General features: G+C 68.8%; 14 protein-coding genes and 1 riboswitch. Of the genes, 5 read left to right on the top strand and 9 right to left on the bottom strand.

Annotated elements, in window-relative coordinates; genetic code table 11:
- Positions 1-29: 29 nt before the first annotated feature.
- The 6 genes from Q6348_RS15645 to Q6348_RS15620 all read right to left on the bottom strand — a co-directional run bounded on the left by Q6348_RS15645 (position 30) and on the right by Q6348_RS15620 (position 5,588).
- A complete protein-coding gene (locus tag Q6348_RS15645) occupies positions 30-155 on the bottom strand; it encodes a hypothetical protein (protein WP_304602323.1) in 126 nt (41 codons plus the stop codon).
- A 13-nt stretch (positions 156-168) separates the two neighbouring features.
- The gene (locus Q6348_RS15640; protein WP_304602322.1) at positions 169-1,050 is read right to left on the bottom strand and encodes an alpha/beta fold hydrolase; all 882 of its coding nucleotides are present in this window, start codon (positions 1,048-1,050) and stop codon (positions 169-171) included.
- 55 nt (positions 1,051-1,105) lie between these two features.
- Positions 1,106-2,080 carry an ABC transporter permease gene (locus Q6348_RS15635; protein WP_304602321.1) on the bottom strand — a complete coding sequence of 325 codons (975 nt, stop codon included), beginning with the start codon at positions 2,078-2,080 and terminating at the stop codon, positions 1,106-1,108.
- On the bottom strand, positions 2,077-3,606 hold the full coding sequence (locus tag Q6348_RS15630; RefSeq protein WP_304602320.1) for a sugar ABC transporter ATP-binding protein: 1,530 nt from the start codon (positions 3,604-3,606) through the stop codon (positions 2,077-2,079). Before Q6348_RS15630 ends, Q6348_RS15635 begins: the two co-directional genes overlap by 4 nt.
- 101 nt (positions 3,607-3,707) lie before the next feature.
- Positions 3,708-4,865, bottom strand: a complete 1,158-nt coding sequence (locus Q6348_RS15625; RefSeq protein ID WP_304602319.1) for a substrate-binding domain-containing protein — start codon at positions 4,863-4,865, stop codon at positions 3,708-3,710.
- Between the two features lie 264 nt (positions 4,866-5,129).
- Complete coding sequence (locus tag Q6348_RS15620) at positions 5,130-5,588, bottom strand: substrate-binding domain-containing protein (RefSeq protein ID WP_304602318.1); 459 nt, start codon at positions 5,586-5,588, stop codon at positions 5,130-5,132.
- Between the two features lie 837 nt (positions 5,589-6,425).
- Between Q6348_RS15620 and Q6348_RS15615 the strand changes: the two genes are divergently transcribed.
- Positions 6,426-7,052, top strand: a complete 627-nt coding sequence (locus Q6348_RS15615; protein ID WP_304602317.1) for a DedA family protein — start codon at positions 6,426-6,428, stop codon at positions 7,050-7,052.
- Positions 7,053-7,067: 15 nt separating this feature from the next.
- Here Q6348_RS15615 and Q6348_RS15610 read toward each other — a convergent pair whose 3' ends face one another.
- Together Q6348_RS15610 and Q6348_RS15605 are read right to left on the bottom strand one after the other, a co-directional pair.
- On the bottom strand, positions 7,068-7,880 hold the full coding sequence (locus tag Q6348_RS15610) for a VanW family protein (RefSeq protein ID WP_304602316.1): 813 nt from the start codon (positions 7,878-7,880) through the stop codon (positions 7,068-7,070).
- Between the two features lie 90 nt (positions 7,881-7,970).
- Positions 7,971-8,204, bottom strand: coding sequence for a BldC family transcriptional regulator (locus Q6348_RS15605; RefSeq protein WP_304602315.1), 234 nt, complete (start codon positions 8,202-8,204; stop codon positions 7,971-7,973).
- A 17-nt stretch (positions 8,205-8,221) separates the two neighbouring features.
- A riboswitch (cyclic di-GMP riboswitch) is annotated at positions 8,222-8,297 on the bottom strand.
- A 138-nt stretch (positions 8,298-8,435) separates the two neighbouring features.
- Here Q6348_RS15605 and Q6348_RS15600 point away from each other — a divergent pair.
- Complete coding sequence (locus Q6348_RS15600) at positions 8,436-9,653, top strand: MalY/PatB family protein (protein ID WP_304602314.1); 1,218 nt, start codon at positions 8,436-8,438, stop codon at positions 9,651-9,653.
- Between the two features lie 6 nt (positions 9,654-9,659).
- Here the strand turns inward: Q6348_RS15600 and Q6348_RS15595 are convergent, their stop codons facing one another.
- Positions 9,660-10,103 (bottom strand): Hsp20/alpha crystallin family protein, encoded by a 444-nt coding sequence (locus Q6348_RS15595; protein ID WP_304602313.1) that lies wholly within the window; start codon positions 10,101-10,103, stop codon positions 9,660-9,662.
- Positions 10,104-10,440: 337 nt separating this feature from the next.
- Here Q6348_RS15595 and adhE point away from each other — a divergent pair, with 337 nt between their 5' ends.
- The 3 genes from adhE (at position 10,441) to Q6348_RS15580 (ending at position 14,703) form a co-directional block, all read left to right on the top strand.
- Positions 10,441-13,137 carry a bifunctional acetaldehyde-CoA/alcohol dehydrogenase gene (gene adhE / locus Q6348_RS15590; protein ID WP_304602312.1) on the top strand — a complete coding sequence of 899 codons (2,697 nt, stop codon included), beginning with the start codon at positions 10,441-10,443 and terminating at the stop codon, positions 13,135-13,137.
- A 140-nt stretch (positions 13,138-13,277) separates the two neighbouring features.
- A complete protein-coding gene (locus Q6348_RS15585) occupies positions 13,278-13,706 on the top strand; it encodes a hypothetical protein (RefSeq protein ID WP_304602311.1) in 429 nt (142 codons plus the stop codon).
- 76 nt (positions 13,707-13,782) lie between these two features.
- Positions 13,783-14,703 (top strand): aldose 1-epimerase family protein, encoded by a 921-nt coding sequence (locus tag Q6348_RS15580; RefSeq protein WP_304602310.1) that lies wholly within the window; start codon positions 13,783-13,785, stop codon positions 14,701-14,703.
- Positions 14,704-14,707 lie beyond the last annotated feature (4 nt).

Raw genomic sequence — 14,707 nt, 5'->3', positions numbered from 1 at the left:
TGCTCCCCTTCCTTTCTGGGTTGGTAGTGCTACTTGTTCCGGGCGAGCGCCACCGCGAGCACGATGATCACGCCCCTGATGACCTGCTGCTGGCTCGAGCCACCTCGCGAGCCGAGAGGGTCGTGCGCTGTGCCCCGAGCCACGCTCAGGGGCACAGCGCCCCAACCTTCAGTCCTTGAGGAAGTCGAGGTAGGCCTCAACGAGCAGTTCGGGGCACTCCTCAGCGAGCTGGTGGCCCCACGGCAGCACGACACCGCGGACGTCGGTCGCAACCTCCTTCATCTGCCGCTCGTTGTCGGTCCCGATGAACTTCTCGCCACCGACGGCCAGGACCGGCATCGTGATCTTGGTCTTCGCCGAATCGTGGTTCTGGTCAGCGTCCTTGAGAGTCGCGCGGTAGATCTCGAACATCGAGCGGAGCCCCCCAGGCGATGAGTAGCAGCGGACGTACTCGTCGAGCGCGTCAGGGGTGATGGCGGCCGGGTTGACGGTCTCGTGCTTGATGAAGTGGGCGAAGTACTCCCGCTCCTTGCCAGTGATGAGCAACTCCGGGAAGTCGCGGACGCTGTAGAAGTTGATGTGCCACAGCCAGACGTACGACTCCACGTTCTCCTTCGTCAGGAAGGAGTAGTCCTCAAGCCCGTACCCGGGAAGCACCATCTCCTGGTAGATGAGCTTCTTGACGCGCTCCGGGTACTGTGCCGCCAGCTGGTAGGCGGTCGAGGCGCCCCAGTCTTCACCGGCAAGCAGGAACTGCTCATACCCGAGCGCGCTCGCCAGCTGTGCGATGTCCTCGGCCATGTTCTTCATGTCGTAGCCGTCGGGGGTGTGCTCGGAGTCACCGAGGCCCCGAAGGTCCGGGGCGATCACCGTGAAGTGCCGGGTCAGCAGCGGGATGACATGCCGCCAGTGGTACGACGTCTTCGGCACGCCGTGCAGGAGGAAGAGCGGCTCTCCCGCGCCGGCGATCATGTAGTGGAGCCGCACCCCGTTGACGAACTCGCGACCGTGCTTGACCGGGGTACCGGTGTGGTCAGTGATGAGAGGCATCTCTCGTTCCCTTCTTCTTGGTTGGATTACTCCGTGTTCGCAGGCACACAATGGGTCAGCGCTTGGCGAATGCCACCGCGACGACGATGAGGAAGCCCTTAATCGTGAGCTGGATCGATGGGTCGACACCCAGGAGCACGAGACCATTGTTCAAGATCCCGATGATCAGACTGCCAAGAATGACTCCGTAGATCTTCCCCTTGCCGCCAAAGAGGCTTACCCCGCCGAGGATCACCGCCGCGATGACGTCGAGCTCGACACCCGCCCCGACGTCCGGCCGTATGGCGTGGCCTCGCGCCGCGACAATTGTTCCAGCCAGTCCCGCAAGCGCGCCCGAGACGATGAACGCCACCGTCTTGACCCGCCTCGTGTTGATACCCGAGAAGCGCGCGGCGTCGATGTTGCCGCCCGTCGCGTACAGCTGTCGACCGAAGATTCCGTAGTGCAAGACCGCCCATGCAATAGCAACGACGAGGACGGTCCAGAGGATTGGAGCCGCGATACCGATGAAGGTTCCCTCGGCAAACACGGACCAGAAGGTCTCGTTGTTGACGAGCACGGGGGAGGTGCCAGTGACGAGTAGCGTGATGCCTCGCGCCATGGAGAGGGTGCCGAGCGTCACGAGGAACGAAGGAATCCGGATCCGCACCGCGAGCACTCCGTTCACCGCGCCGACCATCGCGCCGACAGCGATCGCGACAATTGCTGCGAGGAGCCAGTTATTTATGGCGTCACGCATGAAGAGTGCGGCACACACTCCCGACAGCGCAAGTGTCGATCCAACTGAGAGGTCGATCTCCGCAGTGATGATGACGAACGCCACGCCCATCGCCATGATGGTCACGAGGGCGGTCTGATTCGCGATGTTCAGCAGGTTGCTGGCTGTGAGGAAGATCGGCGTTGCGAGGGAGAACGCCGAGATGAGCACTGCGAACGAGACATACAAGAACAGGGGCTGATCCGTCTCTCTGATCCACCGCCTCACCGTCCCCTCCGTGGGCAAGTCGACTCGCGCGATTTGTGCGGTCATCGGGAGAACTCCTTCCGGGCTTCTTCGAGTCGGCGATGCAAATCGCGCTCGTCAACGACGTCAGCTCGATCAATGGGACTCGAGACGCGACCATCTGCAATGAAGACGAATGATGAGCACAGCTGGAGCAGCTCGTCATAGTCGGAGGAGCTCACCACTACAGCTTTCCCCTCGTCGGCGAGTTGAAGGATGATCCGATAGATGTCCGCGCGGGCACCGACATCGACGCCCGCCGTGGGCTCGTCGAGAAGGAGCAGCTCGGTGCCCCCGTCGAGCCACTTTCCGATCACTACCTTCTGCTGGTTGCCGCCCGAAAGATCTTCAACGCGGACGTCGATTGACGGCGCCTTGATCTTGAGGCGTTGACGGACGCCCTCGGCACCGCTCCGGGACTCATCGCCGCGGAACAGGAAGCGCCACCGGCGCCAACGGGGAAGGTTCGCCATGGCGATGTTGCGCTCGATGCTGTGGCCGAGGACGAGGCCCCAGCGGTGTCTGTCTTCCGGGACGAGCTTGATGCCCTTGGCGATTGCGTCGTGAATCGACCGGGGGGCGAAGCTTTCTCCACGGTAGGTGACGAAGCCTCGGCGAATCGGCCGCGCACCGAAGATGGTCTCGAGGATCTCGGTGCGCCCGCTCCCAGTCGTGCCGACGAGACCGACGACGTCACCCGCCGCCACCGCGAGGCAGGCTCCGTGGACGCCGGGAGAGTGCACGTCCCGCAGGCTCAGCACCTCGGGCTTGGGGTCGCCCTCCGTGCGGGAACCGGCACGATTGGTGTCGAGTTTGTCCAGGCGAGACCCAACGATCGACTCGACCAGCTCCGGGATGCTCGTCTGGGAGGTCCCGAACGACCCCACGTTGGCCCCGTCCCGGAAGACCGTCACGCGGTCGGTCAACTCCATGATCTCTGACAGCCGGTGCGAGACATAGATTACGCCGATCCCCCTGCGACTAACCTCTCGGACCGCCCCGAACAGGATGGGCTCTTCGGCTTTGGTCAAGGAAGATGTTGGCTCGTCCAAGATCAACACCCGGGAGTCTGCCGCCAGGGCCTTTGCGATCTCGAGCAGCTGTCGATAGGCGAATGTCAGTGTGCTGACCGGCTGGCTCGGCCGGAGGGGGATCCCGTAGTGCTCCAGCACCTCGGCCGCGCGGACTTCCATCCTGCGTCGATCGAGCAGATGACCTGCGCGGACCGACTCAGAGCCGAGGAAGATGTTGTCTGCCACCGTGAGTGTTGGAACAAGGCTCAGGGACTGGTGCACGACCGAGATGCCTCGGGCCTTGCTGTCGGCGACCCCGGAGAGGTGCACACGCTCGCCAGCGATGCGGAACTCGCCCGCATCGGCCGCCTCAATCCCGGCAAGAACCTTGATCAGCGTCGTCTTGCCGGCGCCGTTCTGGCCGAGGAGCCCGTGCACCTCTCCAGGCATCAGCTCAAAGTCCACCCCACGAAGTGCCACAACGGTTCCGAAGCGCTTCACGATCCCAGTCATCGAGATGAGAGGCTCTGACTCTGTCACCTGCGCACCCATTGCCTGGAACTCCGAACGGTTGTTTGGGCACATTGGGGACCACCCCTCTCGCGGACTGGTGTCGTGGACGTGAGCCGCCTGACGATCTTCTACTTGCAGCTTCCAGCGCACGCGTCGACGATCTCGGAAGGCGCGTCGGACTTGTACACTGACTTCCAGGCCGTGAGCAGGTTGTTCTGAATCACTGGGGTAGCCGGAAAGGCGAGGAAGGCCGGGTTGTCAATTCCGACGACGGCGCGAGCCGCCATGTTTGCCTCAGCGACCCCCTCGTCATAGGGGCGCTGCGCACCGATCATCTTGACCATTCCGCCACTGGCCATGTCAAGCGCAATGTCGGACGCGAGGTTGACCACCGTGATCGGCATCGTCTTGCCCTGGCCGCGCAGGGCCGTGATGATGCCCATAGCGGGAACTTCCCACACCGTGAACATCCCGGCGACGTCCGGGTTGGCCGTCAAGAAGTTCGCAGCAATGTCCCCTGCCTTGGCGGGATCCTGGAACTCTGCGACCTTGACCGTCACGTCCGGCCTGTTGGCCGCCATCCATTCCTGGAAACCCCGGGTGCGCTCCTTTGTCGTCTCAAAGTCAACCCCGTAGTCCAGCACGCCGGCCGTTGCACCCTCCGGCAGGTACTCAGCCAGAGCTTGTGCTGCCGCCTCACCGTTGCCGCGGTTGTCGGCCGTGACGAGCCCCTGGTACTGGGTTGGGAACTCCAGCCCCTTGGCGATGTTGTCAATGAAGATCAACTTGATGCCAGCGGCTGCGACCCTGGCGTACGCCGGGGCCATTCCCACATCGTCGACGGGGATGCTGATGATCGCGTCAGGAGCCTTGGTGATCATGTCGTCGATGCACGCCGTCTGCTTGTCGACGGCCCACGACCCGTTGCAGGTACCCACGACCGCTCCGCCAAGCTGTGCCACCTGGTCGGTGATTCCCCGCACCTGCTCCGTAGACCACTCAATGTCCATCGTCTGCATCACGATGCCGACCTTGATCTGGGCGTCGCGAATGCGCGCCTCGTCGTCGCTCGTGAGCGCAACGTCGTCGGGGGTCGCCGACGTCTCGTTGTAGGGGCCCTTGGCGACAACCTGCTCAGGAACGAGCGAACTGGCGTCGAGGCCCGCGAGCGGGTCCGAGCCACCGCCGGAGTCGCTGGCGCTGTCGCCGGTTGTCGTGCCACACGCCGCCAAGACGACGCAGAGCAGCGCGCCCAACGCGACGCTCACGACCTTGTGATTGCGCATCTTCCGTACTCCTCTTCGAGACGAGATCTGCGGAGCCGTGCCGTGAACACTCACGCGTGACCTCCCGGGCTCCCGTTGGGGAAGGAAGCGACGGTTGATCTGGGGCCCGCCTGACGCCACGAGTGTGAACGTTCGCCCTGCCGCATGTCAAGGCTGAGAGCGAACGTTCGCCCATAACGTTTCGGTCACGCTCTCAGCATGGGTGGCGGGAGTAGGGCGAGCGTTCGCTCTGAGGGCACCGCGCGGGCCGACGGCCCGGCGGTGTCAGGCCGTGCGCGGTGAGGTCGCCGAGGCGCGCACGACAAGCTCGGGCACGGCCGGCGTGTTGTCGACGTCGCGGCCCTCGATGCGCCCCAGCAGGATCTCCATGCATCGGGCGCCCACGGTCGCGAACGACTGGCGCACGGTGGTCAGAGGTGGGTAGACCTGAGGCGCGAACTCGTTGTCGTCGAACCCCACGACGGAGATGTCCTCGGGCACCCGCACCCCGTTCTCGTGCAAGGCTCGCAAGAAGCCCAACGCCATGAGATCCGAGGCGACGAAGATCGAACTTGGTAGTCCTGACGCCACCATGCGCTGACCGATCCGGCATACGCTCTCACCGGTCCAGTCGCCGTACCGCACCGGCGGGGCAGGCAACGCGTGCGCGCGCAGCTCGGCCTGCCACCCGCGCAAGCGCACCTGGCCGTCGAGCCATTCCTGGCTGCCGGCGAGGTGCGCCAACTCACGGTGGCCCAGCTCAACGAGGTGGTGGCCAGCCGCGCACCAAGCTCCTGGTCCTCGTAGAAGATCGTGATCCCCGGCTGGCTGGTCTCACCCGGCGACAGCATCACGATCGGGATCGAGGCGCGGACCTCCTGCGTGACGCTGGCCAGGGACACCCGTGGCGCGATCACCACGATGCCCTCCACACCACGCTCGACGAGCCCCGCGAACATCTCGTCAACGACCCGAGGCGCGGGGTAGCTCACCGTCGAGACCAAGGCCGTGCACCCCGCATCGCGCGCCGCCGACTCCACTGCCGCCAGAGTGCTGACCGGACCGTACTTCGGAGACGCGTCGGCCACGATGCCGATCGTGCGGGACCGGCTCGTCACGAGCGCCCGGGCGGCCTCGTTGCGCCGATAGCCCAGTTCAGCGATGGCGGCTAGGACGCGACTTCTGGTCGCGTCTGAGACCCGCCCGCCCCCGTTGATCACGCGAGACACGGTCTGGTAAGACACACCTGACTCACGGGCAACGTCCTTCAGTGATGGCCGCCTACTCCTGGACAACGCCCCTCCCCCGTGCCTCTAGCGAATGTTCGCCACCCGAGAGCCTCCCACAACGCCCGCGGGCCGCATGCCTTCGACGCTCGGTGTGACCGGCCCGGCTCGCGGCACTCAGTCGGCGCGGGCGCTACCCTGACCTTCGGCGGTGGAGCGACCACCCGCTAGCCGGTGGAGCGATCGCACCAAGCGGTACGTCGCGGCTGGTCACCGGCTTTCCGGAACCAGCCACCCCTGTGACCAGCGGTGACGTGGTGAGCGTCACGATGCCTGACGGCGGGAGGGCCGCCTCATGGACGCCTGGCTGCTGTCCCTGGCGACCTCCTGGGTGGTGTACCCGGGGATGTTCGTGTTCGCCCTGATCGATGGGTTCTTCCCCCCGATGCCGAGCGAGGTCGCGGCCGTCGGGCTGACGGCGCTGGCGGCGTCCACCGGCTCCCCCGACCTCGCCCTCGTCGTCCTCGTCGCGGCTGCCGGCGCCTTCGTCGGCGACCTGGTGGCCTACGGGATCGGCGCGCGGATCGACGTGCACCGCATGCCGCTCCTGCGCCGCGGCCGCGGCGCGCAGACGCTGGCATGGGCCGAGCGCTCGCTGACCCACCGCGGGCGGTCGTTCATCCTCGCCGGCCGGTTCGTGCCCGTCGCGCGCGTGGCGGTGAGCATGTCGGCCGGCGCGCTCGGCTACCCGAGGCGCAGCTTCATGCTGCTCGCCGGCATCGGGTCCACGACGTGGGCGGCGTACTCGGCGGTGCTCGGGGCCGGCGCCGGGGCCTGGTTCGGCGGCCACCCCGGCGGCGCCGTGGTCGTGGGCACCGTCGGCGGTCTGGTCCTCGGCGTCGTCCTGGACCTCGTGCTCAGCCGGGTTCAACACGTGCGCGGCCGGTCGGTGGCCCCGGCGTCCGTGGCCGAACCGGGCTGACCCGGGCCCGCCGGCTCAAGCGTCGCCCGAGGGCAGGAACGGCCGGTAGCGCATGAGCGCGTGGTTCTCGGCCACCGGTTCGTCGGCGACCTGGGCACCGTCGAGGTCGAACACGCGGCGCCTGAGCACGTTGCGCCGCACGAAGGCACCCGTCATCGTGGGCTCCATGACGTGAGCCGCCTCGTACACCTCGTACCGCAGCCCCACGGGACGGTCCGACGTCCACCGCCCCTCGAGGTGGGTGTCCGTGACGCCGACCTCGAGCCGGAAGGTGGCGGCGGTCGGATTGGAGACCTGGAGATCCAGAGTCGGCCACGAGCACGTCGCACCACTGCCGAACGGCTGCGTGCGTCCGGCGTCGGGGAAGACGTCGTAGCTGTGCCGCCAGCGCTCGGTGACCTCGAGCGGCGTGTGCAGCGTCATCCAGTACAGCAGGTTGGTCAGCTGGCACATCCCGCCACCCACCCCGGCGGACAGCGAGCCGTGGTCGAGCACCAGGCCGTCGACGAACCCGCGCGAGCGGCTGGGCCTGCCGACGTGGCGCCAGAAGGAGAACACCGCGCCCGGCGGGAGCACGAGGCCGTCCAGCCGCGCGGCGGCGAGCCGCAGGTTGACCACCTTGCCGCGCTGGAGCTCCTCGTCCAGGCCGGCCAGCGGCCGGAAGAGCGGCGTCGCGTGCTCGGCCACCCGGCAGGGCTGGGCCCGGCCGTCCCCGACGAGGAGCCGCCCCACCCGCGCCCGGCGCCACTGGAGCTCGCGACGCAGTCGCGACGCCGCCGGCGACGCGACTCGTCGAGCATGCCTCACGGCGTCCCGTGCCCTGCCCATCACACCTCCGTCCGGGGCCGCGCGCGACGGCGCCCCCGGTCAGATCCTGCCCGGGGGCGCGGTGCCGTGTGGCTCAGATACCGGTGTGGCTCAGATACCGGTGTCGCGCTGCTGCGGGATGCCCGCCAGCAGCATGCGGACCTCCTCCTCGGAGTAGCGGCGGTGGCCACCGAGGGTCCGGATCGCCGAGAGCTTGCCCGCCTTCGCCCACCGCGTCACGGTCTTGGGGTCGACGCGGAACATGCTCGCGACCTCGGAGGGCGTGAGCAGGGCGCCGCGGCCCGGCTCGGTGCGGCTCGCAGGAACAGTGGTGTGCGCGGACATGGCGCTCTCCTTCGTCGTTCGGTAGCCCGGCCGACCGCGAGGGTCCCGTCGGCTTTGCGTCCCCACCTCGCGATGGGTTTGCCTTTGTCGCTGACGCGACCACGCTCACATCCGGCGGAGCCGGAGAGCAAGGCATCGGCAGGGATCCGTGCCCGAATTCACCCGGATGCACGAGTCCGCCCGGTGCGCGGCGCTGGTCACGGAAGATCACCTTCGGGGCAGACTGAGGGCATGGCCCCTCTCGACCTGACAGACGACCCCACCGTCCTGCGCGCCCGCGGGAGCCTGAAGTGGACCGGGACGAGGGGCGAGATCGCCGCCTGGGTGGCCGAGTCGGACCTCGGCACCGCACCAATGGTCACGGCCGCTCTGCACGACGCCGTCGACCGCGGGCTGACCGGTTACCTCCCGCCGTACGAGCGATCGGGCGCTGCCCGGTCCTGCGCCGACTGGCAGTGCAGGCGGTACGGCTGGGACGTCGACGCCGAGCGGGTCCGTCTGGTGCCCGACGTGGTCCAGGCGCTCCAGCTCACGGTCGCGCACCTCATGCCGCCCGACGCTCCGGTGGTGCTCCCGACACCCGCCTACATGCCGTTCGTCGACCTTCCGGCGTCCTGGGGCCGCGAGGTCGTCCAGGTGCCCATGGTCACCGACGACCGCGGTCGCGCCGTCCTGGACCTGCAGGCGGTGGACGCCGCGCTGGCCGAGGGCGGCATGGTCGTCCTGGTCAACCCCCACAACCCCACGGGCCGGGTGCACACCCGCGACGAGCTCGCCGCGCTCGCCGCCGTGGTCGAGGCCCGCGGAGCCACGGTGTTCGCCGACGAGATCCACGCACCCCTCGTGCACGCCGGGCACCACCACGTGCCCTACGCCTCGGTCTCCGCCGCCGCGGCCCAGCACAGCGTGACGGCGACGGCGGCCTCCAAGGGGTGGAACGTCGCGGGGCTGAAGTGCGCCCAGGTGCTCCTCACCTCGGACGAGCACCTCGCCGCGTGGGACGCGGTGCCGCACACGGCGGAAGGCGTCTCGACCTTGGGTGCGGTCGCCGCCATGGCCGCCTACGACGACGGGGAGGCCTGGCTCGACGAGCTCCTGGTGTACCTCGGCGCCAACGGGCGGCTCCTCGCGGAGGTCCTGGCTGCCGAGGCTCCCGAGGTGGGCTTCCGGGCCCCGGAGGGCACCTATCTGGCGTGGCTCGACCTGCGCGGAGCGGCGGTGCCCGGCGACCTGGCGCCGGGCGAGCTGGCGCGCTGGCTGCGCCGGGCCAGCGGGGTGACCACCGTCGACGGTGCGCGGTGCGGGACGGCGGGCCGCGGCTTCGTCAGGCTCAACCTCGCGATGCCCGCAAGCCTGGTCGAGGAGGCAGCGCACCGGATCGCCGCGGCGCTGCACGGCCCGTCGGCAGCGCGCACGACCGCGGGGCCGGCCGGACCGGCCCCGCGGTGACGCGCCTCAGTGCGACGCCTCCGCCGTGATCGACGTCGGCGAGGCCGCGTGCTGGATCTCGATCTTGCGCGGCTTGGCCTCCTCGGCCACCGGGATGGTCAGCGAGAGCACGCCGTCGCTGTAGCTGGCCTCGATCCGGTCCAGCGCGAGCCCACGGCCGAGGTTCAGCTGGCGCACGTAGGTGCCCGTCGGGCGCTCGTGCGCGAGCCACTGCACGTCGGGCTCGGTGCGCGCGCTGCGCTCGGCGCGGATCGTCAGCGTGCGGTCCTCGACCGCCACGTCCACCGAGCCGGGGTCGGCGCCGGGCAGGTCGATGTTCAGCAGGTAGTGGTCGCCGGTGCGGTAGAGGTCCATCGGCATCGACGCGACTGTGGGCGCGTCACGCAGAGTTCCGAAGACCTCGTCCATCAGCCGGGTCGGGTCGGCGAAGGGGAACATACGGGTGGCCACGAGTGCACCTCCTCGAAGCGCCCCGGACCTTCCGGGGCTCGTCACGTCCCCGCCGGGCGGGCGCCCGACGGGCTCGGTCCACGAGTCCTGTTCTAGCACTCCTTCGGCAAGAGTGCCAGCACTCGTCTCGCATGAGTGCCAGCCGTTCGCGCACCGCGAGAAAACCGCCATTCACCTGGGGTCCGGCCCACCGACGGCCGACACGCCCAGGACTTTCGCCCCCCGCTCAGGTGGCGCGGCGAGGACCTTTGGCACAGCCTCCAGCGCCGAAAAGCACCTAGCGTCGTCGGTGGGTCAAGGGCGATCCGGACATGTCCGAATCGACCGGGAGTTCCCAGTGAGCACACGACCCACCCGCGCGAAGTCCACCGCCGAGCCGGCCACGCTCGAGTCGGCCATCGACACCTTGGTCGCCGGTGCGACCAAGGCCCTGGCGGCTTACGCGTCCTTCACCCAGGCCGACATCGACCACATCGTCAAGAAGGCCTCCGTCGCGGCACTGAACCAGCACGGTCAGCTCGCCAAGGCCGCCGTCGCGGAGACGCAGCGCGGGGTGTTCGAGGACAAGGCCGTCAAGAACATCTTCGCCTGCGAGCACGTCACGAACTCGATGGCCGAGCTCAAGACCGTCGGCATCGTCGGCCGGGACGACCTGCACGGCATCGTCGAGATCGCCGAGCCGGTCGGCGTGGTCTGCGGCGTGACCCCGGTGACGAACCCGACGTCGACCGCGATCTTCAAGTCGCTCATCGCGCTCAAGACACGCAACCCGATCATCTTCGCCTTCCACCCCAGCGCCCAGCAGTCCTCGGTCGCCGCGGCGCGCGTCGTGCGCGACGCCGCGGTCGCCGCCGGCGCGCCCGAGGACTGCGTCCAGTGGATCGAGCAGCCCTCGATCGAGGCCACCAACGCGCTGATGAACCACCCCGGGGTCGCGCTGATCCTGGCCACGGGGGGCAACGCGATGGTCAAGGCCGCCTACTCGTGCGGCAAGCCGGCTCTCGGGGTCGGCGCCGGCAACGTGCCCGCCTACGTCGAGAAGTCGGCCAAGCTCAAGCGCGCGATCAACGACATCGTGATGTCCAAGTGCTTCGACAACGGCATGGTCTGCGCGAGCGAGCAGGCCGCCATCCTGGACACGGAGATCTACGACGCCGCGATGGGCGAGTTCGCCCGCCTGCACGCCTACCGCTGCGACGCCGAGGAGAAGGCCAAGCTCGAACAGCTCATCTTCGGGGTCACCGCCGACGACGCGAGCTGCGCGGGCGCGAAGCTCAACGCCGCCGTGGTCGGCCAGAGCCCGGTCCGGATCGCGGAGATGGCTGGTTTCGCGGTGCCCGCCGACACCTCGATCCTGGTGGCCGAGGTCGGCGAGGTCGGACCGGCCGAGCCGCTGACCCGGGAGAAGCTCGCCCCGGTGCTGGCCGTCCTGCGCTCCCAGACGCGCGAGCACGGACTGCAGCTGGCCGAGCAGATGGTCGAGTTCGACGGCCTGGGCCACTCCGCCGCGATCCACACCGAGGACGCCGAGCTCGCCGAGGAGTTCGGCAGCCGGGTCAAGGCGATCCGGGTGATCTGGAACTCGCCGTCGTCGCACGGCGGCATCGGCGACATCTACAACTCGTTCATCCCCTCCCTGACGCTCGGCTGCGGCAGCTACGGGCACAACTCGGTCTCGAACAACGTCTCGGCGGTCAACCTGGTGAACATCAAGCGGATCGGCCGGCGCAACAACAACCTCCAGTGGTTCAAGGTGCCGGCCAAGACGTACTTCGAGCCGAACGCGATCCGCTACCTGGAGGACATGTACGGCGTCGAGCGCGTCACCATCGTCACCGACGCGACGATGACCAAGCTGGGCTTCGTCGACCGGATCATCGACGTGCTCAACCGCCGGCCCGACAAGGTGGCGCTGCAGATCATCGACAACATCGAGCCCGAGCCGTCGATCGCGTCGGTGGACCGCAACACCGAGCTGATGCGCGAGTTCGGCCCCGACACGATCATCGCCCTGGGCGGCGGCTCCCCGATGGACGCCTCGAAGGTGATGTGGCTGCGCTACGAGCACCCCGAGGTCGTCTTCGCCGACATGCGCGAGAAGTTCTTCGACGTGCGCAAGCGGGCCTTCAAGTTCCCGACCCTCGGGGAGAAGGCGAAGCTGGTCTGCATCCCGACGACGTCCGGCACGGGCGCCGAGGTGACGCCGTTCGCGGTGATCACCGACCAGGACACGGGCGTGAAGTACCCGCTGGCGGACTACGCGCTGACCCCGACCGTGGCGATCATCGACCCGGTCCTGACCGGCAAGATGCCCGGCTTCCTCGCTGCCGACTCCGGGTTCGACGCGCTGACCCACGCCACCGAGGCGTACGTGTCGGTGTACGCGAACGACTTCACCGACGGCATGGCCCTGCACGCGATCAAGCTGATCTTCGAGAACCTCGAGGAGTCGGTGACCGGCGGCGAGTCCGCGGCGCTGGCCCGGGAGAAGATGCACAACGCGGGCACGATCGCGGGCATGGCGTTCGGCAACGCCTTCCTCGGGATCGTGCACGCGATGGCTCACACCATCGGCTCCACCTTCCACCTGGTGCACGGCCGGACCAACGCCACGCTGCTGCCGCACGTGATCCGTTACAACGGCACGGTCCCGACCAAGCTCACGAGCTGGCCGAAGTACGAGCACTACGTCGCGCCGGAGCGGTTCCAGCAGATCGCCAAGCACCTCGGCCTGCCGGCCGCCACCCCGGAGGAGGGCGTCGAGTCGTACGCGAAGGCCGTCGAGGAGCTGCGCGAGAAGGTGGGCATCCCCGCCTCCTTCGCGGCGCAGGGGGTTGCCGAGGACCTGTTCATCGGCAAGCTGGACGACCTGGCGATGCGGTCCTACGAGGACCAGTGCGCACCGGCCAACCCCCGCATGCCGATGCTCGACGACATGAAGGATCTGATGACCGCTGCGTACTACGGCACCTCGCTGAGCGAGGTCCGGGTCCGCAGCGCGGCGCGGGAGGCCGAGGAGGTCACCGTTCCGTGATCCCGGCGGTATCACCTCGCCGCCCCTGAGCCCGGGCACCGCCCGGCTCTCTCGGTGCCCCGCCCGCCGCCGCGGGCGGGGCACCGTCGTTCCGCCACGCGTTCTGTCAGACTGGGCGGAGCACCGAACCTGGAGGTCCCATGCCCCGCCGACTCACCGCCGTGCTGACCGCCGCCGCCGCGACCGCCGTCCTGCTCTCCGGGTGCGCCAACGACGGCTCGGTCGACTGGACCAAGATCGGCTCGTCGATCAGCCAGGGCGTGAGCTCCGCGCGCGACGCCGTGGACCAGGCCAAGACCCAGGCCGACGAGCTCGGCGCCGCCGGCGCGCAGGCCAAGGACGCCATCGCCCAGGCCACCGACGCGATCGACCAGGCCCGCACCGTCGCCGACCAGGGCAAGTCCGCAGGGCAGGAAGCCCTCACCCAGGCCCGCACGGCGCTCGACCAGGCCAAGAAGGCCGTGACCGATGCCGCCAAGAACGCGCCGGAACAGCTCTCCGGCGCTCTGCAGGCCCTGTCCGACCAGCTCGACAAGCTCGCGGCAGAGATCCCGCAGTCGGCGTCCTGAGGGACGAGCGCCGGCAGGGTTGCACACGGCCCTCGCAGCGACCGACCCCGGCGCCTGCGACCGATAACGTAGGGCCGTGAATCGCGAACCTGCCCCGCTGTCCGGTATCCAGATCCCCCTGACGCTCGACGGCCAGCGTGCGACCGTCACCGACGTCGGGGCCAAGCTGCGGACCTACAGCGTGGACGGCCGCGACGTCATCACGCCGTTCGGGCCCGACGAGCCCGCCCCGGCCGGTCACGGGAGCGTCCTGGCCCCCTGGCCCAACCGGATCCGCGACGGGCGCTACACGTTCGACGGCGTCGAGCACCAGCTCGACATCACCGAGCCGAGCCGGATGACCGCGCTGCACGGCCTGGTGATGTGGCAGCGCTGGACCGTGACGGAGCGCGACGAGTCGTCCGTGAGCCTGGAGGTGCGCCTGGCCCCGAGCGGCGGGTACCCCTTCGACCTGCTGCTCCGCGTCACCTACCGCCTGACCGCGGCCGGCCTGCACGTGCAGGCCGGCGCGACCAACCTGGGCAGCGGGGTTGCCCCCTACGGCATCGGCTTCCACCCGTGGCTGTCGCCCGGGGACGGGTCGCTGGACGACTGCACGTTCAGCCTGGACGCCGCCACGAAGGTCGTCGTCGACGATCGGCTGCTCCCGGTGGGGACCGAGCCCGCGGACGGTGACCTCGACCTGCGCCGCCCCCGCTCTGCCCGTGAGCTCGACCTCGACGACGCCTACCTCGATGTCGTGCGTGACGCGGACGGGCTGTCCTGGGCCCGGCTCACCGGCGCCGACGGGCGGACCGCAGCGGTCTGGATGGACGAGTCGATGGACGCCTGGCAGGCGTGCACGGGCGACCACCTGAGCGCCGTCGCGTGGCGACGCACGGGGCTCGCCGCCGAGCCGATGAGCTGCATCGCCGACGCGTTCCGGACCGGTGACCGCCTGATCCGCCTCGAGCCCGGCACGAGCCACGAGGTGACCTGGGGCCTGACCCTCCTGTGAGGGG

The organism is Actinotalea lenta, from assembly GCF_030586465.1.
In the GTDB taxonomy this organism is placed as follows: domain Bacteria; phylum Actinomycetota; class Actinomycetes; order Actinomycetales; family Cellulomonadaceae; genus Actinotalea; species Actinotalea lenta.
Note: the sequence above shows the minus strand (reverse complement) of the source record. Positions and strands in the feature narration are given on the sequence as shown.